This is a genomic window from Candidatus Pelagadaptatus aseana (genome assembly GCF_040362265.1).
Taxonomy (GTDB): domain Bacteria; phylum Pseudomonadota; class Gammaproteobacteria; order Pseudomonadales; family Cellvibrionaceae; genus Pelagadaptatus; species Pelagadaptatus aseana.
Genome location: NZ_BAABNJ010000003.1, coordinates 118,503 through 143,498 on the forward strand (window position 1 = coordinate 118,503; position 24,996 = coordinate 143,498).

Consider the following 24,996-nt stretch of genomic DNA (forward strand, 5'->3'; position numbering starts at 1 on the left):
GAACCCGGCATCATTGTGACGAAGTTGACAGTCAAGTTGATAATATTAGGGTAAGATCAGCGATATTTACTGACAATTAACCCCAAATAATAACAACTGCCCAAAACCCCATAGGAACCACCGTGAAAAAGATCTTTGTCGTTTTTGCCCTGCTTGTGTACGCCTCCGCCAGTTACGCTGAGTACCGCTGGATTCGTGACACCCTTTACGTCCCTCTGCGCAGCGGCATGGGCAACTCCTTCCGCATTCTGGACAAAGGCCTGATTTCAGGCACCCGTTTGACTCTGATTGAAATCACCGAAGACGCCAACGACTCCTGGGCCAAAGTCAAAACCGAGGAAGGTGTAGAGGGCTGGGTTCGGGCACAGTATCTGATAGACACCCCGACTGCGGCCCAAAAATTGGCAACGGCGAACAGCCGAATTGCCAAACTGGAAAAGCAGAATGGCGAACTGCGCGACAACCTCAGTGGCAAGTCTTCCTCCAACAAAACCCTGAATGCCGAATTAAAAGCCGCCCAGAAGCAGGCCAAAGAGCTGGCGAAAGAGCTTTCCGAGTTAAAGCGCATCTCCGGCGAGTCCATCAGTCTGTATGAAAACCACCAGAAACTGATGGAAACCCACCAGCTGGTTCAGACCCAACTGGATATCCTCAAGGCCGATAACGAACGACTGCGCGGTAACAACGATCAGCAATTTATTCTCGCTGGCGCTGCGGCTGTCCTTCTGGGCGTTGCCTTAACCTGGTTGATTCCGAAAATATTCAACCGTCGTAAAAAATACTCTGAATGGGGTTAAGCCAATGATGGCCATTGCTCGACTGCTAATCCTGATGACCATGATGCTGTTCAGCCTGAACACGCTGGCAGACAACCCCAGACTGACTCTGACCACCGATCTGGGTGACATCACCCTCGAACTCTACCCGGAGCGGGCACCTCAAACCGTCGCCAACTTTCTTCAGTACGTTGAAGACGGTTTTTATATTGGCACCATTTTCCATCGGGTAATCCCCGGCTTTGTAGCACAGGGCGGCGGCCTGACCTTTGATTTTGTCAAAAAGAAAACCCGCGACCCGGTCATCAACGAATCCATCAATGGTCTGGCCAATCACAAGGGCACCGTAGCCATGGCTCGTCTGCCTCATCCGGACAGTGCCACCTCACAGTTCTTTATCAACCTGGAAGACAACCCACACCTCAATGCCAAAGGCGATAAACCCGGCTACACCGTGTTTGCCAAAGTGGTTAACGGTATGGACACCGTCACCAAAATCACTCAGGAACCTCAGGGCAGATTCCGCCCTCAGGCACCGGATACGCCTGTACGCATCCTCTCCATCCAATACCCGAAAGACTGATTTATGACCCAGAAAACCCCCACTGCCCTGAGCGTCAATCTCAATAAAATCGCACTGTTAAGAAACTCTCGTGAAGGCAGTTACCCCGATGTGGTGGCCCACGCCAGAACCTGTATCGCCGCCGGCGCCGATGGCATCACCATCCACCCCCGCCCGGACCAGCGTCACATCCGGGTTGGCGATGTGGTTGATTTGCACCAGATGCTGCAGAGTGAAGCCACCATTGAATTCAATATCGAGGGTAACCCTTTTGCCGGGGCAATGGGCAGCTACCCCGGCTTTATGGAATTGGTTGAGCAGAATATTCCAGAGCAGTGCACCCTGGTACCTGACAGCAACGATCAACTGACCTCCGATCACGGATTTGATCTGACCCAGTCCGGTGACCGACTGCTGCCGATTATTGAAAAGCTGCAATCTCTGGGCTGCCGCATCAGTCTGTTTATGGACCCGGACATCGAACAGATCAAGCTGGCCAAAGACATCGGAGCCGATCGCATCGAGCTCTATACCGGCCCCTACGCAGAGGCCTACAAAAACCAGTCTCCCGAACTCGAGGGCATTTTTCAAAGCTACTACGAAGCCGCTGTTGCCGCACAGGAAATTGGACTGGGCCTTAATGCCGGCCACGATCTGAATCTGGATAACCTGCCAAAGTTTCGCGAGATTCCCAATCTACTGGAAGTTTCCATTGGCCACGCTTTGACCGTGGACTCGATTGCCATGGGCATGAGCACCGCCGTTGCCCGATACAAAAACATCTGCATCAGTTAATGCCAGGCGATGTTTAAACTGGCATTTTTTTATTAGCCTGATAGCTAAATACCAAGGTCCATATTGTTCCCCTAACTCTTTTTTTTGGTCTAACCTCTTAGTAAACAGCAAAGCCAAAAAGGAGCACGAGAATGCAATCCATTCTGGTCAAAGATTATATGGACCATAACCCCCATGCGATCCCGAAAAGCACCAACATTAAAGACGTTGTTGAGACCCTGCTAAGGGACAAAATTATCGGCGCCCCCGTAGTTGATGAGAACAACCAGTTGATCGGCTATGTGTCTGAACAGGATTGCGTTAAAGACTTGCTGAACGATGCCTTCTACTGCGAAGAACCCGGTAATGTCGCTGACGTGATGAAAACCGAAGTTGCCACCGTCACCCCTGACACCTCCATCGTCGAGATTGCCCAGTCAATTCTTGAAAAGAAACACAAGAACTACCCGGTTGTGGAAAACGGCAAGCTAGTGGGTCTCATCAGTCGCAGCCTGATATTAAAAGCCCTGCTGGAAAACGATAACGACTGCTACATCAAACATTAGTCTTTAACCGGACTCTCGCCGTATAATTGCCGGCACATCCTGTGCTGGCAATCTTCTCACCCTACATGAAACCCACTCTCAACATCATTGGCTGCGGCAAGCTCGGTCGCACTCTCGCTCACTTGTGGCACACCAGTGATCTGGTCCGCATTGGCAACATTCTTAACCGTCGCATCGACAGCGCCCGGGAAGCCACAGATTTTATCGGTGCCGGTACAGCCATCGAAACCATCGAACAGTTATCCGCTGCCGAGTTGTGGTTAATTGCCACACCCGATGGCGAAATTGCCAGTACTTCGAAAGATCTGGCAAACCAGAGTTTACTCAGTGAGGACAACATCGTATTTCACTGCAGCGGCGCACTCGGCAGTGACATCCTGAAAAATCCTCGGCAGAACCCGGTTGCCAGTGTGCACCCGATTCACAGCTTCGCCGATCCCAAAAAATCCATTGGTTCTTTTGCAGGCAGCTATTGCGCCTGTGAGGGTGACCCCATCGCACTGCAACAACTCAAACCTCTGTTTGCCCACCTGGGGGCCCACCTGTTTGATGTCGACGGCCAGGCTAAAACCGTTTATCACGCTGCCTCGGTAATGGCCTGCAACAATCTGGTCGGACTGCTGGATGCCAGTCTGCAATGCTTTAAACAGGCCGGTGTTGATCCACAACTGGCCAAGTCGCTACTGCTGCCGATTGTGCATCAAACCGTGGATAACACCCTGCAGGGCTCACCAACCCAGGCACTCACCGGACCGGTATCGCGCGGCGACCAACAAACCGTTACTCACCAACAACAGGCTCTGGATCATTTCGATTCCGACATTCTCGACATCTACAACAGTCTGGGCCGGCAAGTACTCAAAGTTGCCAGACAACAGGGCCTGGATGACAACCAAGCCAATACGCTGCAACAGCTTTTCAGCAAAGTCCCTCAATGAACAGCGAAACCCTACAGATTGAAACCGTCGTTATCGGCGCAGGTGTGGTTGGCCTCGCCGTGGCCAGAGCACTGGCCATGCAGGGGCAGGATGTGGTGTTGCTGGAGCAGGAAGCCAGAATTGGTCATCACACTTCTTCCCGCAACAGCGAAGTGATTCACGCTGGACTCTACTACCCTCAGAACTCCCTCAAAGCAACACACTGTGTTGCCGGCAAGCACAGGCTCTATGAATTTTGTCAAAGCCATCAGGTCGCTTTCAAACAGTGCGGCAAGTTAATCGTTGCCAACAATTCGCAACAGCAGGAACAACTGCAACAGATCGCGGTTAAGGCTCGCAATAATGGCGTCGACGACTTGAAACTACTGCATGGAACTGAACTGCAGGAACTCGAGCCGCACCTTAACGCCACCGCAGCGCTGCTGTCCCCCTCCACCGGCATTATCGATTCTCATGGGTATATGCTGGCACTGCAGGGAGACCTGGAGCAGCACAGTGGTCATCTGGTACTGAACAGCCGGGTAATCGGTGGCCGGGTTGCCCCCACAGCCACAGATCATCACCGGTTGTTGATCAATACAGCGGACGGTGACATCGAACTGTTGAGTCGCAATGTCATCAACTGCGGCGGATTGTTTGCGACCGCCATGCTGCAAACCCTTGAGCAGTTTCCCAACGAGCATATACCCACTGTGTATTTTGCTCAGGGGAATTACTTTGCCCTGCAGGGACGAGCGCCTTTTTCCCATCTGATATACCCGGTACCGGAAGCAGGTGGCCTGGGTGTACATCTGACACTGGATCTCGCCGGTCAGGCTCGCTTTGGTCCGGACGTTCAATGGTTACCGCAAACCAATCCGGACGAGCTTGAATATCGGGTCAATACCGATCGTGAATCCCACTTCTATCAAGCCATTCGCTGTTACTGGCCCGATTTGCAGGACGGCAAATTAACTGCCGATTACTGCGGCATACGCCCGAAACTCACCAGCAAACACAGCCAGTCGCCAGCCGACTTCCGCATAGATTGCCAAGCACAACACGGCATTCCCGGCTGGATCAACCTGTTTGGAATAGAGTCTCCCGGATTGACCGCCTCCCTGTCGTTGGCCGAAGCGGTTTGTAATATACTTGCCCGCAATTGAAACCCAGCGGAAAAACACCATGTCCCAGACTGACAGTGAAGCCTATCTGAAGAAGAAACAATTTTTTGATTCGCTGCTGACCGTCTATGGCCGCAAACCGGTTTTGGAAGCGTTGCAAGACCCTCACACCCGGGCCCACCGTTTACACTTGTCGGACAGCAACAAGCCCGCCGTCATTCTTGATCAGATTACGGAACTGGCCAGAAGCAAGGGCGCCGAGGTGCTGCACCACGATAAAAAAGCCCTGTCTCGAATTTCCAGAAACAGCAAACAGGATCAGGGCGTGGCCGTGGATCTGGTGTGCCGTGACAATCAGGATTATCAGACTTTTCTTGAACAGAATCAGGAACAGAACGTCGAGCTGATTGCGCTGGATCGAATCACCAACCCACAAAATCTGGGCATGATCATCCGTTCCGTCTGCGCCGGAGGCAGCCGTGCATTGCTCTTGCCAGAAAAAGGTTGCGCCCGTCTGGACGCATTGGTCATCAAAGCCAGTGCCGGCACCCTGTTCCGCACGCCGATCCTGCGTTGCAAAAGCCTGTCAGCGGCACTGCAGGATTTTCGTCAGCGTGACTATGATATTTACGGGCTGTCATCTCATGCCGACGCGGGTCTGCAGCAAATACCACCAGCGGGCAATAAAATATTTGTTCTGGGCAACGAAACCGATGGCGTATCAAAAGAAGTGGAAACACTCTGCAACAAAATGGTGTCTATTCCCATGAACAATGGCGTGGAATCATTGAACGTTGCGGTAACGGCGAGCCTGTTGGCCTATCGAAACCTGCTCTGACACTTCAAGCCTTCCACAAAGAGCGCGCAAATAAATACCGCACAAACACCAACAGGGTAAAACAGCCGCCCACCCAGAACAGCTGTAAAGGCCCGGTAAACTGCATGGTATAACCACACACCAGTGCCCCCAATGGCGCCGCGCCAAATAACGCCAGCAAATACACCGACAACGCCCTGCCCCGGTACTCTTCCTCCACCTGCTCATGCAACAAGGCTTTACCCAGACTGGCAGAAATACCGGCCACCACACCCCAGCAGAAAATCAAAAAGAACAGACCCCGCTCATTGGGACCGGCGGACAAGGCAATCATAATCAGTCCCGTATACAGCAGACAAAAAAGGATCGACTGCCCCGGTTTATGGGTATCGCCTTTTTTCAACAGCCCCAGTGTCGCCACCACATTGCCAACCACAAACGCCAACTGCAAACCGGCAAAAAAAGCGCCGGATTCACCATAGGCATCGCGTACCAGCAATGGCATGGCCACCACATAAACACCAATATGGGTAAAGCCATTAAAGCCCACCAGCACAATCAATTGCCTGAGCACCTTGTGGCCGAAAACAAAACGCAATCCCTCACGAACGGAGGAATCCTCAGCGGTACTGTCCGTAATAACCGGGCCTGTATCAGTTCCTTGTTTGCCCAGATTGAGGGAATACATCAAGGCGGCCACCAGCATTACGGCAACAATCTGGATCGTCAAAATCCACTGAATTCCCAGATGCTCTCTCTGACCTGCCAGAGCCACACCCAGTGCCTGAGCAACGTAAATGGCCAGACTCATCTGAATCACACTGATCTGCAGCGAGGTTTGCCCGCTGCGGTCCTGAACCTCTGGCAATACTCTGTCGCGAAGCGGTTGAATCAGAGTGGAAACCGATCCCGCCAACATCGCATAGACAAACAGCAAGGGCACAATTAATGCCTGCTGATTTATCAGCCAGAGCAATCCCAAGTGCAACACGGCCAGCGTCAGATACAGGTAAGGCAACAGTGGAGCACTGCCCTGGCGGTCAGCAAAAGCACCGCCGGACAACATCAGAATAACAACCGGAAACAGACTGAAAAATTGCAGCCACCCCATCTGCAAAGAGGACAATTGCAAATCACCCACCGCGATCCAAGGCACCACCACGGTCTGAACGCCCATGGCAAGCGCAGCCAAAGCGGCAGCAAGGTGATAGCGCATTAAAGGATTGGAAAGTAGCGAGTTCGGGGAGGAATTGTTCATGGCAGGCATTCTACCATCAGAATAACGCAACAAACATCGCCGCTCCTGCGCATCGACCACCATGGATGGTGGAAATGCAGCTTATGCAGGAGCAATCAGCTGCCATGCGCCCGCGGCATACCGTACATCCTGTACATAAAAAAACCGGCATACCCCAAAGGCTATGCCGGCTTTTCAAGACGATAACAAATTGAATCAGAACTTGTAACCAGACTCTTCGTGCAGAACCAGATCCAGACCTTCGGTCTCCTGCTCTTCGCTGACGCGAATACCGGAAGTCATAATGCCAGTAACCTTCAGCAGGATATAAGTCGCCACAGCGGTATAAACAAAAGTAGCCACCACGCCGATCACCTGCACCTTGAACTGCTCGGCGATGCTGTTGATGCCATCGGCAAAACCGAAGCCGCTGAAAATACCCAGATCCGGAGAGGCAAAAACACCCGCCAGCAGAGTACCCAGAATACCGCCCACGCCGTGCACCGGGAATACATCCAGAGAATCATCAATCTGCCATTTACGCTTAATGGCCTGAGTCATGTAGAAACAGATCACACCAGCACTCAGACCGATAACCAACGCCCCCGCAGGACCCACAAAGCCGGAGGCCGGAGTAATGGTACCCAGACCAGCAACCATACCGGTTACGATACCCAGTACGCTTGGCTTACCAAATTTAACCCACTCCATGGTCATCCACGCCAGAGAGCCCGCCGCCGCGGAGATATGGGTAACCGTCATCGCCATGGCCGCATCGCCATTGGCTGCCAATGCCGAGCCGGCATTAAAACCAAACCAGCCCACCCACAGCATACCGGCGCCGGTTACGGTCATGGTCAGGTTGTGGGGCGGCATGGCAGTGGTCGGGAAACCACGACGATTGCCAATCATCAGTGCCGCAACCAAAGCAGCCACACCCGCGGTGATGTGCACCACGGTGCCACCGGCAAAGTCCAGCAGCCCCATGCTGCCCAACCAACCGCCGCCCCATACCCAGTGGCACACAGGGAAGTAGACAACAATCAGCCAGAAGGCACTGAAAATCAGCATCGAGGAGAATTTCATACGTTCAGCAAAAGCACCCACGATCAGAGCCGGGGTGATGATGGCAAACGTCATTTGAAACATAAAAAACAGAGATTCGGGAATATCACCCGAAAGATCGCCTTTGCCCATACCGGCCATAAAGACGCGGCTGAAATCACCGATCCAGGCATTGCCTTCACCGAAGCTCAGGCTGTAGCCAACAATCAGCCAGATCAAAGAGGCCATGCAGGCAATGGCGAAGCACTGCATCAGAACAGACAAAACGTTCTTGGTACGCACCAGACCGGCGTAAAACAGTGACAGACCCGGCAGGGTCATAAATAGGACCAGAGCCGTAGCCGTTAAAATCCACGCCGTATTGGCACCACTCAGTTCATCGCCCGCCATCGCAACAGGCGAAAGGGCCAGCAATGCCCCCATTCCCAGCAACTTTTTCATAGTTGAAATACCTTAAATAAACACACAGTCGATTATTGGTGGCGGCTTGATAAGTCTGCCAACCACACTTTATTTTCCGTCAGCGATGTACCCCGCCGATCGTGAACGCAAGCCATTCTGCACAGACATGGGGCACGCCTCAAGCGCGTTTTTTAACTATCTCAAAAACGCACCAATCTTGAACATTTATTATCAGGCAAAAATTAAAAGGCACAGAATTTGTGCAATTTTAGGATTAATTAAGCTGCCGACGCCTGGGTATCTGCTGCTTTAATTGCTTGAAAAGCAACTGCCACTCCTGCGGCTGAAATTCGCCATTGCCATAGAGGGCTTGCTCCATCATCAGCACCATCTTGGCCACAATACTTTCCACGGAAGGATTCGCTGACGCCACCCGGCGAAGAAACTCGCCCACAGGTTCACCTCGGGCGCGCTGAAAGCCGCGCCGCTCAAGCACCCTTTCAGTGCGAGCAAACGCTTTCAACGCCGGAGCCATGGGTTTGGGTCTGGACCGCCACCACAGGTGCAGCGTCATAAGCACCAGAATGGCGCCACCTGCACCAAGTACAAATAACACCATTTTTAATGGGGTTACACCGTTAAGCCAGTTATCCAACAACTGATCCTGAGCTCGACTATCGAAGCCCATCACCGATTTGTGCCAACGGTAATTGAGGGCATCCCACTGCAATCGTAACTGATTGAAAAACTCCAGATGACGGTAACGCCCCAGCGACCAGAAGTTCTCCACCAGACTGGCCTGCAGATCCCCGAGGCTTTGCTGGACCCTCTCCGGGGCAACGGCCGCAGTCGGATCAAAGCGCACCCACCCCTCCCCTTGCAACCAGACTTCGGTCCAGGCGTGGGCATCGTACTGATGCACCACATAATAATTTTCCAGCGAGTTGTACTCCCCGCCCATATAACCGGCCACCACCCGGGCAGGAATGCCCGCGGCCCGCATCATCACGACAAAGCTGCTGGCGAAATGCTCACAGAAACCCTGCTGAGTCTCCCACAGGAATTCATCCACGGTGTGCCTGCCTAACAGAGGCGGGTCCAGCGTGTAGACAAAACTGCGGTTGTAAAATTGCATCAGGCGTTTGATATAGGCTCTATCTGACCCCGCTTCTCTGCGCCACTGCAGCGCTTTTTCCTGAGAGTCAGGATTAAAGCCCTCAGGCAACAGCAGATTCGTCCGGCGCACAATGTCCGGCAAGCCTCCGGCTTCCACCCGGTAATCGAGGCTGGACTGCACCGAGTACACCATCCGCTGACGGATCGGATCTTGCGCCACCAGACGCTGATTGGTGGTTTGCACAATACTTTTATCGGCTGGGCTTTCGAACTCAGTGGCCAACATCAGACTGAATAACCAACGCTGTTGAGTCGGCTCTAGGATAATTTCATAGGAGGTATGGCGCCCAAGCGGTTGTTCATTGTCATTGGCATAATTGAGGACCGAAGGCGTATTTTGGCTCTCCCCCCAGCGGATCCAGTTTTCTCCCTCGGTTCCCAGCTGGTTTTTGGACGGTTGCCATCTGCGCCCATCAAAATCGGAAAATATCAGTCCCCGCCAGTACAATTCCTCCTGTCTGGGCAACTCCCCATCAAACGTTGCTCGAAACGCCACGCCACCGGCACGGGAAAGATTGCTGAAATCCCCGGGTGACATGCTGTCGCTGACCCCGGTGGTATTACCGTGATTTTCCAATGGAATGGACCACAGCGAGCCAATGCGTGGCATCACCAGAAACAACAGAATCATCAAGGGAATGCTGTGCAGCACCAATCGCCCCCCCAGCCAGAAACTTCGTTTGGGCTGCAGGTGTCCCTGAGGCTGATAGACCACCAGCAAAGCGGTGGTAATGACCCAGATACAGGCACCACTGATCAATAACGCACTGATGGATTGATCAAACAGAAATTGGGTACCCACCACAAAATAGCTCAGGTACAACAACAGCTGGGCATCCTTGCGGCTTTGCATCTCCAGCAACTTGAGCAGTATCGCGCACACCAGCAGCGACACCATCGGCTCCAGCGCCATCATTCTCCCAAAGGTAAGATACAGCCCACAGCTACAGACAATAACCAGTACGACTTTGTTCAGCGCCGATGGAGCCTGCCACCGGCCACGAAACAGCTGCACCCGCCAGGCCACAACAAAAATCCAGATGGCCGCCAGCCAGCGCGGCAATTCTCCGGCGATGGGCAGGATACTCAGTGACAATGCCGCCACCAGCCACAGCAGACTGTTGCGCGGAGGTAAATAGCGGATCGACTTGCCTGCACTCATAACCCGAGTTTCCTCATCGATTCAGCCCTCGAACAAGGCCAGTGCTTTTAACAGCTGCTGTTTATGCTCTATCCCGGTATCAGGGTCAAAGCTGACACCGGGCAAGCGCAGGCCGAAGGGTTGTTGGGTCGCGCTGATTTTCAGCACCCAATAACACAGAACCGACAGGCGCTGTTCCCTGCCCATGCCATCGAGCGCATCCCAGTCCAACCACAGTTTCTGTTCCCGGTAGGCCACGTATTCCTTACTCAGCAGCTGCTGTCCGCGAGCGTATTGTTTCCAGGCGATATGCCTTGGCGACATGCCATCGTGGTGGCGTTTGAAACCGTTAAAATCTTCAGAGCCACTGTCATCCAGTACATTGCCCTCCGCCTCCGATCCGGCACCACTGACTGGCATCTCGATACCCGCCAGTGGCTTGGGGTACACCAGAATTCGAGCGTCCAGATGCGGGTAACTCCAGCAGCGGATAATCCCCAGGGGAAAGCGGCTGCTCACCGTGATGCGACCGGGCTCGAACCAACCCCGGCGCGGGGTATCAACAAACAACTTGACCCTGACCTGCTTGTCCTCGAGCAGATTGACTCGAACTTCAGAGCCATGAGGGTACTGCAGCACAATATTTTCTTTTTCCTGCGTCTGCGGGCAACTGACCAGCACCTCCACCTCACCCTGCTCTCCGGCGTAACAGGGTGCCGATTTCAGGTATTCCAGTGTCAGCCCCGACATATTGAAAAAGGTGTGATGAATAGAAATCACCAACAGGGCCACCATAAAGTAAGCCAGCCCCAGCACCATATTGTTCTCATAGTTGGTGCCCATCAGCCACATCAAAAGATTCACAAACAGGAATCCGAAACCGGCCATACTCGGGAAAATATACAGATTCTTATTATTGAGCTGCTGTTTTCTTGCCGGTTGCTGGCGACGGTTGACCCACTGCCTGAAGCGCTCATTGAGGCGCTGTCGTATATTTAGTGTGGGTTTAATACTGGCTGACACTGTTTTGCCCAACTGTTCTGTCTTATAAGATTATTCTTAAAAGCTAATACCTTAAAAGTAAGGTGCCTGATAAGATTGGACCGTTTTCGGCACCCAAACAACCACTTTGGTGCTTTTTACACAATATTTACAAACCATTAACCCGATAGCACTTTATGTCGCCTCACTTCCCCGTACATTGGCAGAAGATCGCCTTTATCGCCTCTCTGGCCTGCCGCCATCAGGGTAATTACATCCTCTTTTGCGAAGCCATCGAACAACCCGATAACGCCGCGAGCTATCGAAAAATTTTACATAAAGTCTGGGAGTATCTCGCCGGACAGCTGAATTCCATGAAGAATCTGGAAAAGGCGCTGTTGTTGTTGGAAGAGATCACACCCAATCCTGAAGAGCATGACAACTACGGGGTCTACCCGGCACTGGACGCCTGCACCCTGCTTACCAGTGCCCTGCAAATGATTCTCGACCACGACATAGATGATTTGCAGGATGCCGCGCAACTGTCGCTGGGTACCGTTGCCCAATTTCTTGAGGTCTCGGTTGAGGCAGACGCTGACGAGATTGCCCAGCACCCGCTATTTGAACGCGAACAGCAATTGCAGGATGAGGTACAGAGGCAATTGCTCAACGGTGAAAAACATAAACATGAAACCATCCGACAGTTGCGCAGAATGCTGTCGGAACTGGACTGCAGTAATCTGGGAATACCCAACTGACGTATCATCAAACGTCATACAATTAATAAGTAGAAACCATGCGGCCACGGATATCAGGCATGGAAGCCAACTGAGGGACCATTGTGACACCAGACCAAAACACCACTCCCAGCCCAGAAAATTTTATTGCCAGCTTTTTCAAAATGGAATCCGCTGGCGGCATCCTTTTGTTTTTTGCTGCAGTGCTGGCCATCATTTTTGCCAACACTGGCCTGGAACCCTTCTACCAACTGCTGCTCTCTACCCCAGTTGAGGTTCGTGTTGGCGCTCTGGAGATCGCCAAACCTCTGTTGCTGTGGATCAATGACGGTTTGATGGCCATCTTCTTTTTTCTGGTTGGACTGGAGCTGAAACGAGAGCTGATTGAAGGCGAGCTTTCCGACAAGCGCAATATCATTCTTCCCGGTATTGGAGCCGTGGGCGGCATGCTGATCCCCGCCCTGATTTACGTGTATTTCAATCACGACAATCCACAAGCCATTCAAGGCTGGGCCATCCCTGCCGCCACCGACATAGCCTTTGCCCTTGGGGTGCTGACACTATTGGGGTCACGCGTACCAGCTTCCATCAAAGTCTTCCTGACCTCGCTGGCCATCTTTGATGACATCGGTGCCATCCTGATCATCGCCTTCTTTTACACCGATAACCTGTCATTTACTTCGCTGATGGTGGTGGCCTGTTGCGTTCCAATCTTGATCCTACTGAACCGCAAGAACATCACCTCCAACAGCCCCTACATTCTGATTGGCGTAATCATGTGGATTGCCACCCTGAAATCCGGCGTGCATGCCACCCTGGCCGGTGTGCTGCTGGCCATGTTTATTCCCATGTACAGCAAACAAGACCCGAAAATTTCTCCGGTAAAAATCATGGAGCACGATCTCCATCCAATTGTGGCCTTTTTTGTTCTTCCCGTTTTCGCGTTCGCCAATGCGGGCCTGAACCTAACCGGTGTCGGCATGGAACAGATTGCTCACAGTGTCCCGGTAGGCATTGCTCTGGGCCTGTTCTTTGGCAAACAGATTGGCATCTTCGGGCTCTGCGGCCTGGCCATCAAAATGGGCTGGGTGAGTTTGCCAAAAGGCATGTCCTGGGCCAGCCTCTACGGCACCGCCGCACTGTGTGGCATAGGTTTCACCATGAGCCTGTTTATCGGCTCACTGGCGTTTGAAGGCAGTGGCGTTACCCTGTTTGACGATCGTTTGGGCATTATTCTGGGATCCCTGGCCTCAGGCATTGTGGGTTATCTGGTGTTGAATAAGAGTTTGCCAAAAACTGAAAAGACGTAAGACCGGACTCTCAAGGAAGTACATATTACACATGGCCAGTTTCAAGGTTTTTCAAAACCTCAATATACTCTTAGCCCCAGTCATATTAATCAGCTGTGTGTCCGTACATGATGCCAACACCGGTATGGCCAATCCAGTACAGGCTTACCTTCTGAATAAAGAGAACGTTACCCAACACAATATGCTTGGTACGACTAACAAAACTTATTTATACAGAGTATGCAATAGAACGTTTGCCGCTGTTTACAACAATCCATCCGAGGAAATGGATTATTTAAGCTTGCGATTTAATCATAAGCTGGTTGATGAACTCACGAATGGCGACCCTGCTATTCAACCAGAGAATCAATTTGACAGTATCAGTTGGATAAAAATTAAATTAGACACAAACAAAGAGCTGTCTGAGCTTTATAGTCTGATTGATTATTCGTATTCATTTTATGGGTGTTGATCCTAATCCTGTCAGAGAAATTCAATAGCCACGAACCCTACGCCTACCTGAAAGATATGCTGACCAGGATGTCGACTCAGAATAATAATTGATTTAAAGGCGTCTACCGCATAATTGGAGTGGGCCGGTCAACTTGTGACGCCCGGACACTTACGTTGAATTTTACTAATATTCAAGTGAGACGCTTGAGCTGACAATGCAGTAATTCAGCTTTGATATACCCGCTGAATTACTACCACTGCACTTAGGTCTGTCTACAACTCTTATGCCAAATATTCTTTATTTTAAATGCTTTAAATAGAGTAACTGATTTTCATGATTGTTATCGCAATGAGGCCAAGTTCCAAAAGAACCTCCATTACGCTTACCTCCAGCTAAATCTACACAGTGCCCTGATGCTGAACTTTGAATAACGGCAAAATGGGTGCCATGGTTATAAGAAGGCTTTATTTTAAACCGTTGATTAGGGTCATCAATATTACAATCCACAAGCTTAAGTTGATTGTGTTTATTACCGTGCCATTTTTCCCCTGTATCACTTAAACAGAAATTATGATCGTTTCGCTTAATAAGATACTCATTAAGATTTCCTGAAGGCTTTAGTGACCAAACTCTATTACGATTATTACGGTTTTCATCATCACAATTACCGGCAATAGGAGATTGACCTTTCTTCCTTGAAACTAAACAAGTTTTTAATCCCCCCATAAGAAGATTAATTTTTTGATCAGTAAAACGTGAGATATAGGCATCAAAGTGAGCTTGATTGTGGCACCCTCTTAAATAAACATCATCAACCAGGAATTGATCGTATTTATTAAATTTATAGGTGTAATAACCGTCAGGACAATGCTTTAAGTCCCCTCTATCTCCGTCTCTATCTAACTTATGCTGCCAAGGCCGACCTGAACAGCTCGAATCCGGACAGGACAAACAATCGTTCGTACCACACAGCATATAGTTGTTTACTTTTTCAGCATTCTTTAAGCCTTCTGGATCAGGGTATACCTTGTAAGTGACATAATAGATGCTGCCATCTTCGTCTCTGGGAGCTAAGACTAAAGCATTTTCCACTCGATACTGATCTATTGTGTCACCGAGCGAGGCACTGCCTTTTAATGGCTCTATACCTTTTCCCGGGTGGTATGAAATATGACTATTAATATTAATTGAACCCAGATCGTCATTATCACTACCACTATCGTATTCAATTAACTGTAAATACGCCGAGCCAGAAAAATATATTTTGTCCTTGTATGAAACCACGTCTTGAGCATTCATGCCGTGATATTGATGACCTATAGGGATAATTTTATCGCCATTAACTCTAACAATAAGATCATCTTGGCCGGGGTAATGATCCAACAATTCAAAGGTACCCTTCTTGGCCAAATCCATTGCAAATTTAACAGCTTTTGCAGTTGTTGGACCGGCCTCTGGTGCGGCTGGTCCCTCTTCTGCAACCACCGCAGCCTGAATGGCTTTAGTTGCAGCCCAAAATCCTGCTTTAATTGCTGCTTGGCCAGCACTATCTATAGCTCCCGCCGGCTTAATGTTTTTAATTCTTTCTATTTCCAGAACATAAACTACATCTTTTGCCTCACTTGCCGAGACCTGAAATTGAAAAAATGAAAAGGCTAAAAGTATTAATACTATTCGCTTCATAAAAATTCCCTTTATAATTTTTTGATTAAGTCGACTTTTACTAAAAGAATTCATCCTGACTGTGATATTTGAATAACTATTAAGCCGGATTGCTACAAAGATCCGTCGTCTGTATCATCTTCATAGCTATCATCATCTTCATAGCTATCATCATTTTCATTATTTGATGGTTTAGAGTTGAGTCCAATTGATCCAACAACCGGCGATGAATCCATTGGTGAAGTGCCTTTATCCTTTTCATGCTGAAGCATTTGTTCAGTCGCATCAAAAAAGAGACTATAAATATTTATCGCTTCCTGTTTGTTTGCATTGATATTAATAGAAAGCTCACAAGCTCGATAAAGCATTTCTCTAACAATAAGTACACTCGGAGATCTGCCTCCAAGAGACAGAGCCCCAACCGAGTCTTGCTCACCAAGGGAATCCTTCTCGATCGAGCTGGAAAAACCTGCTGTCACTCCATCATACTGAGTTTCAGCAAAATCAGATTCCCTTGGCGCACAGATCCTATTCGGATTATCACTCTCCTTTATTAGAGAGATCTCCAGACCCGGTCTGTTCTCAATAATGAGCATACCGTCTTCTTTTATGGATTTATTATGCAGTGAGTGTGTGCAGCCTGATAAAACCAGGACAAATAAAGCCACACCACTCCTTAAGCGGTATATAGATTTCAATTGAGAGCCCCCAAAGGATGATTATTGTGCCAAAGTCTAATATGGCAAGTGTGTTACAAACAATACCTTTTTTAATAATCACACTTTTGGGTGATACCTAACCTATAAATAACGGCTGCACTTGCCATCAAACCACAATATGTTAGGTTACTTTCGAACTGCTATCCGCCCAGACTAGGCGGTAAGCCTAGATGTATAAAAACAGACATACAAAATAATGAAAAAAATAATAATAACTGAATTCACCACACTTCTTATCCTGCTGCTGTGCAGTGTTGGCTTTGTAAACCACTTCTACGCCGTCAGATCCCTGCAAAACGATGCCGATCAACTGCTGTATCAACTTCACGATGCCCTGACAGAATCCCACGCGGTACTAAAATCACTGTCGGGATCCATGGGCGATGAATGCGATGCCACAGCCAAAGGCAGAACATCGACATTAACCTACAGCCACCCATCGGTTCGCTTTTTAGGCTTCCTGGATAGCAACGGCAGCCTGTGTACTGACGATACTCACCAAAACAAACTGATCGATCATCAAAGTGCCAGCCACCATGCCCTGTCAGAAAGCCTGTTGTTGTCTCAGGCCTCAACCGATGGAAAGCTGGACCTATTGATGATTCTGGAACAAAACGGTAAGCGTTACATATCCAGTATTAACCCTTTTATGGTTGATAATCTGGCTGAATTTGCCTGTACCGATTGCCTACAATACAGCTTTACCATTCGCGGAAATCCGGATCTCAAATTTAACAGCCCGACCATGGGCTCAGCTTCATTTATTGATTACCAGACAGCCCGTAATGAAATGGGATTATCCGTCGGGCTGCAAGTCAGTGCCTCTCGCGAGTTTTATAACTACTACAAGGAGCTGAGCTGGCTCAGTACCCTGATACTTTCGGTACTGATCTCCGCATTGGTTACCTACCTTACCTACAAGGTACTGGTCTACAGGCTTTCTCTTGGACGGGTTATCACCAGCGCTCTTGAAGACAATGAATTTGTGCCCTACTACCAACCCATTGTGGATAGCCGCAATGGTCAGGTTGTCGGTGCAGAGCTATTGGCACGCTGGCAAACCCGTCAAGGCAAGCTCATTCCTCCCTACCAGTTTATTCCCTATGCCGAAGACAGCGGCCTGATCATTGATATTACCAACCAGCTGTTGGAAAAAGCGGCGGCGGATATTGTGGATCTGGGCTGGGCCTCTTCGGGGCAGTTTGTCAGTGTTAATCTGGTTGCCGATCACTTGCAGGATGACACACTATTTGAGTTTATCGATGCCCTGCTGGAAAAAAATCAACTAGCGCCTTCGGCGATCTCTCTTGAGATCACCGAGCGCAATCAAATCGATGACCTCCAATCGGCCCGCACCCATCTGGACAAATTCTACGACAGGGGTATTAACCTGAAACTGGATGATGCTGGTACCGGCTACGGTGGCTTTTCCTACGTTCAGGAGTTAGGGGTTAACACCTTAAAGATCGATAAAATGTTTGTTGATACGATTGGCAGAGATGACATCAAAGGCTCGGTACTGGATGCCATTATTGCCTTTGCGCAATCTTCAGGATTGCATATGATTGCCGAGGGAGTGGAGGATCAACATCAGGTCGACTATCTGAAAGAGCGAGATGTCTACCTGATTCAGGGCTATGTCTATGGTAAACCCATGCCCATTAAAGAATTTAAAACCTGGCTTAATAAAAATTAAGTAATGACAACGAGGTAATTACAAATCCGGAAATGGATTATCCTCATCCTCTTCCGGCTGATCATCCTCAATAGACTCCAGAGATAAACTCAAGCCACTCTTGGTTTTCATCTCACCGGAGTCAGAGTCAGCTTCAGCCGTGGAGAGATCGCCACCACTTTCATCCAGCTTGATGCGCAGACGCAGATTATTGGCCGAGTCAGCATTGCGAATCGCCTCGTCCAACGAGATACGGCCTTCTTTGTAGAGATGGTACAAAGCGGAATCGAAGGTGCGCATACCGAGGTTCTCCGACTTTTCCATGATCTCTTTGATGTTTTCAAACTCGCCTTTGATGATCAGCTCTTCAATGGTTTTAGTACCCAGTAATACTTCAACGGCCGCACAGCGTTTACCATCCACGGTGGGCACCAAACGTTGAGAAACAAAAGCACGTAAATTTTGCCCTAGCCCCATCAATAGCTGAGGGCGACGCTCCTCGGGAAACAGGTTAACGATGCGATCCAAAGCCTGATTGGCGTTATTGGCATGCAGCGTTGAGATCGCCAGATGACCGGTCTCGGCAAACGCCAAAGCGTGCTCCATGGTTTCGCGATCGCGGATTTCGCCGATCAGAATCACATCGGGAGCCTGGCGCAGGGTATTTTTCAGAGCGTTATGGAAGCTGCGGGTATCAACCCCTACTTCGCGCTGATTGATGATGCACTTCTTGTGTTTGTGGACGTACTCAACAGGGTCTTCAATGGTGATGATGTGACCGCCACTGGTGCTGTTGCGGTGATCAATCAGGGCGGCCAGTGAGGTGGATTTACCGGAGCCGGTCCCGCCGACAAACAGGATCAAACCGCGCTTGGAATTGATCACCTCCTTCAACACAGGCGGCAGTTTCAGGTCTTCAAATTTGGGTATTTCCGTATTGATGTTACGCGCAACAATAGAAACCTCATTGCGCTGTTTGAAGATATTGATCCGAAAGCGGCCCACCTGGGGAATGGATATGGCCAAATTCATTTCCAGTTCGTGTTCAAACTCTTCCTTCTGCTCAACATCCATGATGTCGTTGGCGATCTGTGAAATCATGCCCGGCCCCAAAGGGTCTTTGGCCAAGGGTTTTAACACCCCCTGAAACTTGGCACAGGGTGGCGCACCGGTGCTCAGATACAGGTCGGAACCATCGTTTATTGCCAAGACCTTGAGGTACTCTTCTATCTTCACACCCTGCTCCTGTTTCTGACGGTGTTAAAACGGCAGACTTAATTACTGATGCCTACCAATCATTAATTGATAGGCAATCCTGAACCGGCTTACAAGTCTTTCTGCGGACACAGCAAATATTTTTCGCCCGTAAGTTTGGCGTTGTATTGTCTGGCCATATCGGCATCGAGCATTTCTGCAAAAGACAATTCGCGGGTGTAGTGACTGGCGAAAGTAGTTTGCAACTCACTGGCAACACGAGTGCGCATTGCAATGACTTTTTCCATACCGGCGCGGGCCAGAAAGTTGGGTAGCAGCCAACCACCGACGCCCCAGGACATGCCGTAAGCCCGATTCAGAGTCGTGGGTGACATATCGAGACTGCCGTAGAGATAAACCTGTTTGTGTACCGTGGTGCCATAGATGCTGTAGTCCGTAGCCGAGCGCAACTGAGCCTGCTCCATAGCCGTGAGGATATCGCTGGCCAACTGTCCGCCCCCCGTTGCATCAAAGGCCAGGGTGGCACCTGTCGCAGCAATGGCCTCGATTAACTCGGCCATATAATTGTCTCTGCTGCTGTTGATGACATATTTCGCACCCAACGCCTTGAGAATGTCTTCCTGCTCCTGCTTGCGAACAATATTGACCAGCTCAACGCCATCGGCGATACAGATTTTATTCAACATCTGCCCAAGATTTGAAGCCGCAGCTGTGTGCACCAGTGCCGTGTGCCCTTCCATTCGCATGGTTTCAAGCATACTCAACGCCGTCATCGGATTTACAAAACAGGATGCGGCATCGCGGGCCGGTGTACCTTCTGCTACCGGCAGACACATCATCGCCGGGACCGCGCGGTACTGAGCGTAGTAAGAACCACCGGAAACGCCCACGGTCTTGCCCATCAGGGCCTGAGCTTCGGGGCTGTTCCCAGCCGCTACAACCACGCCAGCGCCTTCATTGCCAACGCTCAGCGCTTTACCCAGCCGCTCTTTAAAGCGTGGCAATACCTGAGGGTGCACGGGTGCGGTTAAAACGCCCTCTGCGGAAGTTTCTACCTTGCTGATATCGGCAGGGCCAAACAGTACACCCAGATCGGAGGGGTTGATCGGCGATGCCTCAATGCGCACAACCACTTCATGATCGGCCGGGGTGGGAATATCAGTTTCTTGTAACGACACATTCAGGCTGCCGCTTTCCTGCAACAGTGAACGAATTTCCAGTGCTTTTGACATAAATCCTGCGCTTATTATTTTAAATCACGTCTTATTTTAAATAACGTCAACGCTGCTCAGCGCTTTTTCTACCAATGCGTAACCGGTTTGATCGGAAAAATCTGCCGCATCCCTTAACCGATGTCCCGCTACCGCCGGCATCACCGCCTGAATATCTTCCGGTAAAACGTGTTTGCGACCATGAATCAGAGCCCAGGTTTTGGCACAGCGCAGCAGGGCCAGAGCCCCGCGGGGTGATAAACCGAAGGCAAAGTCCGGAGCGGTCCGGGTAAAGTGGACCAGCCGCTGTAAATAGCCCAACAGATTGTCGCTGGCTTCGATGGTATCCACCGCTCGCTGAATCTTGCCCAACTGCTCCAGTGAAATTTGAGGTTTGATGGTGTTTAGCTTGCGCGACGGGTCCAGCCCCCTGTACATGGCGACCTCCGCCTGCGCATCAGGGTAGCCCAGTTCAATCCGCATCAAGAAGCGATCAAGTTGAGATTCCGGCAGAGGAAAGGTGCCGGACTGACTAATGGGGTTCTGGGTGGCAATAACAAAAAACGGGTTGGGCAGTTCGCGAGTTTCACCGTCTACCGTGACTTGATACTCCGCCATGGCTTCCAGCAAGGCACTTTGAGTTTTGGGTGTGGTACGGTTGATCTCATCAGCCAGCAGCACCTGGGTAAATACCGGACCGGGATGGAATTCAAACTGGTTGTTGTTGCGATCAAACACCGAGACACCGACGATGTCGGCGGGCAGCAGATCACTGGTAAATTGCACGCGGTTATAGCTCAGGCCCAGGACATTGGCGAGCGCATGAGCCAGAGTGGTCTTGCCCATGCCGGGTAAATCTTCCAGTAACAGATGGCCGCGGGCCAGCAGGCAGGTCAATGCCATCTTGACCTGCTCTTCTTTACCCAGCAGCACCTTGTTAACTTCACCAAGCAACGCCTGAATCAACTTTTCCATACGGCCGGGTACTCCTTTTAATGGTTACAGGGCATCGATACCACGTTGTAAATCTGCAATCAGATCATCGGCATCTTCAAGACCTACCGCAATCCGAATCAGATTATCGGTAATACCGGCCTGAGCTTTTTCCTCCTCCGACAGGCGACCATGAGTGGTGGTGCCCGGGTGGACGATGGTGGTCTTGGCATCGCCCAGATTTGCCGTTAACGACATAATCTGAGTCGCATCGATAAAGCGCCAGGCGGCGGCCTTATCACCCTGAACCCGGAAAGATAAGACACCACCAAAACCCCGCTGCTGCTGCTTGGCAAGTTCGTGCCCCGGGTGCGCTTCAAGCCCGGCGTAAAACACTTTTTCGATGTGTGGCTGAGCATCCAGCCACCGGGCCAGTTTCAGGGCATTGGCACTGTGGGCGTCCATCCTCAGCCGGAGCGTCTCCAACCCCTTCAGGAAAACCCAGGCATTGAACGGGCTCATGGTTGGGCCTGCGGTTCTCAGGAATATCACAATATCTTCGATGATGCAGGCATCACCAACGACAACACCGCCAACGCAGCGGCCTTGTCCGTCCAGATACTTTGTCGCCGAATGCACCACCAGATCCGCCCCCAGTTCCAGTGGCTTTTGCAGAGCCGGTGTACAGAAACAGTTATCCACCACCAACAGACATTTATTGGCTTTGGCAATGGCAGACAGGCCTTGCAGATCCACGACATCGCACAGCGGATTGGAAGGCGTTTCCAGAAACAGCATCTTGGTATCCGGGGTAATGGCCTGCTGCCACTCATCCAGAATGGTGGGTGTGACAAAAGTCACGGTGACCCCAAACTTTTTCAGATAGCGATTGAATAACGCGGTCGTGGTACCAAACACACTGCGGGAACAAACGACATGATCACCCGCCTCGAGCAACGCCATACAGGTACTGAGAATCGCCGCCATACCGGATGAGGTGGCCACAGCCGCCTCTCCACCTTCCAGAGCGGCAATCCGGTCTTGAAACATTCTTACGGTGGGGTTGGTGTAGCGGGAGTAAACATTGCCCGGATCCTCACCACTGAACCGTGCTGCCGCCGCTTCGGCCGAATCAAACACATAGCTGGATGTGGTAAAGATGGGTTCACTGTGCTCCCCTTCCGGCGTGCGAATCTGGCCAGCGCGTACCGCCAGTGTATCCAGTCCGGCATTTTCGAAAGGGTTTTGGTCCTGCTTGCTCATTGTGTTTCCGCTTTAAATAAATGGTATTGCGATCAATCAATTGGCCATGATAGCTCAAAAGTTATAGCCGCCAACAGTTTATCCTGATCTATAAACAACACAGGCCGCCTTGCTACAAAGTAGCTACAGCAGCCTGTATCAATATAAACAACAATCGGGGTTAGCTAGCTTCAGCGGACTCGTCGTTGTGCAGACCAACGACCGCATTGTCACCCTGATCAATGCCCTTTTCCTTATTGGCCTTGGAACTGTCATTACGCGCCTCATCCAGACGGTCCAGATAGGCCTGATCGACATCGCCCGTGACGTATTCACCGGTGAATACCGAGCAATCAAACTGATCAATTTCCTGCTTGCCACCGGAAGACGCCGTAATCAGATCTTCCAGATCCTGATAAATCAGCCAGTCTGCACCGATTTCTTCACAGATTTCTACGTGAGTTCGACCGTGAGCGATCAACTCTTTGGCGGACGGCATGTCGATACCGTATACATTGGGGTACTGCACCGCAGGGGCCGCTGAAGCAAAATACACTTTCGCAGCACCGGCATCACGTGCCATCTGGATAATCTGCTGACAGGTTGTGCCGCGCACAATAGAGTCATCAACCAGCAGCACGTTTTTGCCTTCAAATTCCAGATTGATGGGGTTCAACTTCTGGCGTACCGATTTCTTGCGCTGCTGCTGACCCGGCATAATAAAAGTTCGACCAATATAGCGGTTCTTCACCAGACCTTCACGGAATTTCACACCCAGCACCTGAGCCACCGACTGACCGGCTACACGGCTACTGTCAGGAATGGGAATAACCACATCAATATCGTGATCCGGGCGCTCTCGCAGAATTTTTTCTGCCAACTGTTCACCCTGACGCAGTCGCGCCTTGTAAACAGAAACGCCATCCATGATGGAATCCGGGCGAGCAAAATAGACGTGTTCGAAGATACAGGGGGTCAGCTTGATTTGCTCAGGTGAGGCACACACCTGACGATGCAGCTCGCCATCACCGGTAATAAACACGCCTTCACCGGGCTGAACATCACCGATCAACTCGTAACCGAGCACGTCCAGTGCCACACTTTCGGAGGCGATCATATATTCTTCACCAGCCTTGGTTGTGCGCTTGCCAAATACCAGCGGTCGAATACCGTGAGGATCGCGGAAGGCCACCATGCCATAGTTGGCAATCAGTGCGACGCAGGCATAGCCGCCACGCACACGACTGTGAACACCTTTGACCGCGGTAAAGATATCTTCCGGGGTGGGCTGCAACTTATTGAGCTTGTGCAGCTCCTGGGCGAAAACATTCAGCAGAACTTCTGAGTCGGAATCGGTATTCACATGACGCAGGTCGGTCTTGTAGAGATCCTCACTGACTTCCTGAGCATTGGTCAGATTGCCATTGTGGGCCAGAGCAATACCGTAGGGAGAGTTCACATAAAAAGGCTGAGCCAGAGCTGGTCCGGAGCTGCCCGCAGTCGGATAGCGCACATGACCGATACCCGCTTTACCAATCAGGCGCTGCATGTGACGCGTGCGAAACACATCCTTCACCAGACCATTGGCTTTTTGCTGGGCAAACTTGCCCTGGTGGCAGGTCAAAATACCGGCAGCATCCTGCCCCCGGTGTTGCAACATAGTAAGCGCATCATAGAGCTGAAGATTCACATCGCTCTTGCCAACGATACCGACAATGCCACACATACAAAAACCTCTAAAATAGATTCACAAAATAATCGGTTAGCCGAGCAGTAATCAGCTTAGCCCAGTCTTCCATTGCCTGAAAGTGAGGGATCAATTTTGATTGCTGCCACCAGGAGTCCTGATCGATGGCGATCAGGGGCGGTAAAAGAATAATAATGGCCAGCACCACGGCAGCACCTCTGGCGACACCAAACATCATGCCGAACAGGCGGTCGGTTCCGGACAGGCCGGTCATTCGCACCAGCTCACTGATAAGGTAATTGACCATGGCACCCACGATCAGGGTAGCCACAAACAGGATTGCAAACGCTGCCATCTGCCTGACCGATGGGGTATCAATCATATCCACCAGCAGTAATGACATGGGGTCCCTGAATGTCATGGCCAGCACAAAGGCCACCACCCAGGTTAATAGAGACAGAGCTTCCTTGATAAAGCCCCGGTACATTCCAATCAGGCTGGAAACAACCAGTATTGCGATAATGCTCCAGTCAGCCCAATTCATAAAATGTCCAAAATTCCGGTATCAATCAGTCCGCAACTGATTCGTCCGGTCACTATCGAGGCGGGCATTCTAACAAAACGTTTACCTCGT

The 24,996-nt window shown here is 50.6% G+C and carries 23 protein-coding genes; 11 read left to right on the forward strand and 12 right to left on the reverse strand.

Features of this window, described 5'->3' with window-relative positions; translation table 11 throughout:
• Nucleotides 1-122: 122 nt before the first annotated feature.
• The 7 genes from ACPXV9_RS05305 to ACPXV9_RS05335 all read left to right on the forward strand — a co-directional run bounded on the left by ACPXV9_RS05305 (nt 123) and on the right by ACPXV9_RS05335 (nt 5,557).
• Nucleotides 123-797, forward strand: a complete 675-nt coding sequence (locus ACPXV9_RS05305; protein ID WP_423895238.1) for a TIGR04211 family SH3 domain-containing protein — start codon at nt 123-125, stop codon at nt 795-797.
• A 34-nt stretch (nt 798-831) separates the two neighbouring features.
• Nucleotides 832-1,359, forward strand: a complete 528-nt coding sequence (locus ACPXV9_RS05310; RefSeq protein ID WP_423895702.1) for a peptidylprolyl isomerase — start codon at nt 832-834, stop codon at nt 1,357-1,359.
• Nucleotides 1,360-1,362: 3 nt separating this feature from the next.
• On the forward strand, nt 1,363-2,133 hold the full coding sequence (locus ACPXV9_RS05315; RefSeq protein WP_423895239.1) for a pyridoxine 5'-phosphate synthase: 771 nt from the start codon (nt 1,363-1,365) through the stop codon (nt 2,131-2,133).
• Nucleotides 2,134-2,264: 131 nt separating this feature from the next.
• On the forward strand, nt 2,265-2,678 hold the full coding sequence (locus ACPXV9_RS05320) for a CBS domain-containing protein (protein WP_423895241.1): 414 nt from the start codon (nt 2,265-2,267) through the stop codon (nt 2,676-2,678).
• A gap of 41 nt (nt 2,679-2,719) precedes the next feature.
• A complete protein-coding gene (locus tag ACPXV9_RS05325; RefSeq protein WP_423895243.1) occupies nt 2,720-3,616 on the forward strand; it encodes a Rossmann-like and DUF2520 domain-containing protein in 897 nt (298 codons plus the stop codon).
• Nucleotides 3,613-4,761: an NAD(P)/FAD-dependent oxidoreductase gene (locus tag ACPXV9_RS05330; protein WP_423895244.1), complete on the forward strand. Its 1,149-nt coding sequence runs from the start codon at nt 3,613-3,615 to the stop codon at nt 4,759-4,761. The genes ACPXV9_RS05325 and ACPXV9_RS05330 overlap by 4 nt, the downstream gene beginning before the upstream one ends.
• 19 nt (nt 4,762-4,780) lie before the next feature.
• A complete protein-coding gene (locus tag ACPXV9_RS05335) occupies nt 4,781-5,557 on the forward strand; it encodes a TrmH family RNA methyltransferase (protein WP_423895246.1) in 777 nt (258 codons plus the stop codon).
• Between the two features lie 4 nt (nt 5,558-5,561).
• On the opposite strand, the gene ACPXV9_RS05340 is transcribed toward ACPXV9_RS05335, so the two are convergent.
• The 4 genes from ACPXV9_RS05340 to ACPXV9_RS05355 form a co-directional block, all read right to left on the reverse strand.
• Complete coding sequence (locus ACPXV9_RS05340) at nt 5,562-6,794, reverse strand: MFS transporter (protein WP_423895248.1); 1,233 nt, start codon at nt 6,792-6,794, stop codon at nt 5,562-5,564.
• A gap of 195 nt (nt 6,795-6,989) precedes the next feature.
• On the reverse strand, nt 6,990-8,279 hold the full coding sequence (locus ACPXV9_RS05345; RefSeq protein ID WP_423895250.1) for an ammonium transporter: 1,290 nt from the start codon (nt 8,277-8,279) through the stop codon (nt 6,990-6,992).
• 235 nt (nt 8,280-8,514) lie between these two features.
• A complete protein-coding gene (locus ACPXV9_RS05350) occupies nt 8,515-10,578 on the reverse strand; it encodes a transglutaminase TgpA family protein (RefSeq protein ID WP_423895251.1) in 2,064 nt (687 codons plus the stop codon).
• Between the two features lie 21 nt (nt 10,579-10,599).
• The gene (locus tag ACPXV9_RS05355; RefSeq protein ID WP_423895253.1) at nt 10,600-11,580 is read right to left on the reverse strand and encodes a DUF58 domain-containing protein; all 981 of its coding nucleotides are present in this window, start codon (nt 11,578-11,580) and stop codon (nt 10,600-10,602) included.
• A 155-nt stretch (nt 11,581-11,735) separates the two neighbouring features.
• Between ACPXV9_RS05355 and ACPXV9_RS05360 the strand changes: the two genes are divergently transcribed.
• From ACPXV9_RS05360 to ACPXV9_RS05370, 3 genes are all read left to right on the forward strand, one after another.
• On the forward strand, nt 11,736-12,296 hold the full coding sequence (locus ACPXV9_RS05360; protein WP_423895255.1) for a DUF416 family protein: 561 nt from the start codon (nt 11,736-11,738) through the stop codon (nt 12,294-12,296).
• 83 nt (nt 12,297-12,379) lie between these two features.
• Complete coding sequence (gene nhaA / locus ACPXV9_RS05365; protein ID WP_423895256.1) at nt 12,380-13,585, forward strand: Na+/H+ antiporter NhaA; 1,206 nt, start codon at nt 12,380-12,382, stop codon at nt 13,583-13,585.
• Nucleotides 13,586-13,616: 31 nt separating this feature from the next.
• Nucleotides 13,617-14,036 (forward strand): hypothetical protein, encoded by a 420-nt coding sequence (locus ACPXV9_RS05370; RefSeq protein ID WP_423895258.1) that lies wholly within the window; start codon nt 13,617-13,619, stop codon nt 14,034-14,036.
• Between the two features lie 279 nt (nt 14,037-14,315).
• Here the strand turns inward: ACPXV9_RS05370 and ACPXV9_RS05375 are convergent, their stop codons facing one another.
• Together ACPXV9_RS05375 and ACPXV9_RS05380 are read right to left on the reverse strand one after the other, a co-directional pair.
• Nucleotides 14,316-15,701: an RICIN domain-containing protein gene (locus ACPXV9_RS05375; protein ID WP_423895260.1), complete on the reverse strand. Its 1,386-nt coding sequence runs from the start codon at nt 15,699-15,701 to the stop codon at nt 14,316-14,318.
• 92 nt (nt 15,702-15,793) lie between these two features.
• Nucleotides 15,794-16,348: a hypothetical protein gene (locus tag ACPXV9_RS05380; protein ID WP_423895262.1), complete on the reverse strand. Its 555-nt coding sequence runs from the start codon at nt 16,346-16,348 to the stop codon at nt 15,794-15,796.
• 247 nt (nt 16,349-16,595) lie between these two features.
• On the opposite strand from ACPXV9_RS05380, the gene ACPXV9_RS05385 reads away from it, so the two are divergent.
• Entirely contained in the window at nt 16,596-18,095 is a 1,500-nt protein-coding gene (locus ACPXV9_RS05385) for an EAL domain-containing protein (protein ID WP_423895264.1), read from the forward strand.
• Between the two features lie 18 nt (nt 18,096-18,113).
• On the opposite strand, the gene ACPXV9_RS05390 is transcribed toward ACPXV9_RS05385, so the two are convergent.
• From ACPXV9_RS05390 to ACPXV9_RS05415, 6 genes are all read right to left on the reverse strand, one after another.
• Complete coding sequence (locus tag ACPXV9_RS05390) at nt 18,114-19,310, reverse strand: PilT/PilU family type 4a pilus ATPase (RefSeq protein ID WP_423895266.1); 1,197 nt, start codon at nt 19,308-19,310, stop codon at nt 18,114-18,116.
• 89 nt (nt 19,311-19,399) lie between these two features.
• A complete protein-coding gene (locus ACPXV9_RS05395) occupies nt 19,400-20,521 on the reverse strand; it encodes a zinc-binding dehydrogenase (protein WP_423895268.1) in 1,122 nt (373 codons plus the stop codon).
• Nucleotides 20,522-20,557: 36 nt separating this feature from the next.
• The gene (locus tag ACPXV9_RS05400) at nt 20,558-21,475 is read right to left on the reverse strand and encodes an AAA family ATPase (RefSeq protein ID WP_423895269.1); all 918 of its coding nucleotides are present in this window, start codon (nt 21,473-21,475) and stop codon (nt 20,558-20,560) included.
• Between the two features lie 24 nt (nt 21,476-21,499).
• Complete coding sequence (locus ACPXV9_RS05405) at nt 21,500-22,696, reverse strand: O-succinylhomoserine sulfhydrylase (RefSeq protein WP_423895271.1); 1,197 nt, start codon at nt 22,694-22,696, stop codon at nt 21,500-21,502.
• 160 nt (nt 22,697-22,856) lie between these two features.
• Nucleotides 22,857-24,401 carry an amidophosphoribosyltransferase gene (gene purF / locus ACPXV9_RS05410; RefSeq protein WP_423895273.1) on the reverse strand — a complete coding sequence of 515 codons (1,545 nt, stop codon included), beginning with the start codon at nt 24,399-24,401 and terminating at the stop codon, nt 22,857-22,859.
• Nucleotides 24,402-24,411: 10 nt separating this feature from the next.
• A complete protein-coding gene (locus tag ACPXV9_RS05415; RefSeq protein WP_423895275.1) occupies nt 24,412-24,906 on the reverse strand; it encodes a CvpA family protein in 495 nt (164 codons plus the stop codon).
• Nucleotides 24,907-24,996 lie beyond the last annotated feature (90 nt).

Coding starts and splice junctions, on each gene's coding strand:
- ACPXV9_RS05310 (WP_423895702.1), top strand. CDS start 832: ATGACCATGATGCTGTTCAGCCTGAACACGCTGGCAGACAACCCCAGA.
- ACPXV9_RS05315 (WP_423895239.1), top strand. CDS start 1,363: ATGACCCAGAAAACCCCCACTGCCCTGAGCGTCAATCTCAATAAAATC.
- ACPXV9_RS05320 (WP_423895241.1), top strand. CDS start 2,265: ATGCAATCCATTCTGGTCAAAGATTATATGGACCATAACCCCCATGCG.
- ACPXV9_RS05330 (WP_423895244.1), top strand. CDS start 3,613: ATGAACAGCGAAACCCTACAGATTGAAACCGTCGTTATCGGCGCAGGT.
- ACPXV9_RS05335 (WP_423895246.1), top strand. CDS start 4,781: ATGTCCCAGACTGACAGTGAAGCCTATCTGAAGAAGAAACAATTTTTT.
- ACPXV9_RS05340 (WP_423895248.1), bottom strand. CDS start 6,794: ATGAACAATTCCTCCCCGAACTCGCTACTTTCCAATCCTTTAATGCGC.
- ACPXV9_RS05345 (WP_423895250.1), bottom strand. CDS start 8,279: ATGAAAAAGTTGCTGGGAATGGGGGCATTGCTGGCCCTTTCGCCTGTT.
- ACPXV9_RS05350 (WP_423895251.1), bottom strand. CDS start 10,578: ATGAGTGCAGGCAAGTCGATCCGCTATTTACCTCCGCGCAACAGTCTG.
- ACPXV9_RS05360 (WP_423895255.1), top strand. CDS start 11,736: ATGTCGCCTCACTTCCCCGTACATTGGCAGAAGATCGCCTTTATCGCC.
- ACPXV9_RS05370 (WP_423895258.1), top strand. CDS start 13,617: ATGGCCAGTTTCAAGGTTTTTCAAAACCTCAATATACTCTTAGCCCCA.
- ACPXV9_RS05375 (WP_423895260.1), bottom strand. CDS start 15,701: ATGAAGCGAATAGTATTAATACTTTTAGCCTTTTCATTTTTTCAATTT.
- ACPXV9_RS05385 (WP_423895264.1), top strand. CDS start 16,596: ATGAAAAAAATAATAATAACTGAATTCACCACACTTCTTATCCTGCTG.
- ACPXV9_RS05395 (WP_423895268.1), bottom strand. CDS start 20,521: ATGTCAAAAGCACTGGAAATTCGTTCACTGTTGCAGGAAAGCGGCAGC.
- ACPXV9_RS05400 (WP_423895269.1), bottom strand. CDS start 21,475: ATGGAAAAGTTGATTCAGGCGTTGCTTGGTGAAGTTAACAAGGTGCTG.
- ACPXV9_RS05405 (WP_423895271.1), bottom strand. CDS start 22,696: ATGAGCAAGCAGGACCAAAACCCTTTCGAAAATGCCGGACTGGATACA.
- purF (WP_423895273.1), bottom strand. CDS start 24,401: ATGTGTGGCATTGTCGGTATCGTTGGCAAGAGCGATGTGAATCTTCAG.
- ACPXV9_RS05415 (WP_423895275.1), bottom strand. CDS start 24,906: ATGAATTGGGCTGACTGGAGCATTATCGCAATACTGGTTGTTTCCAGC.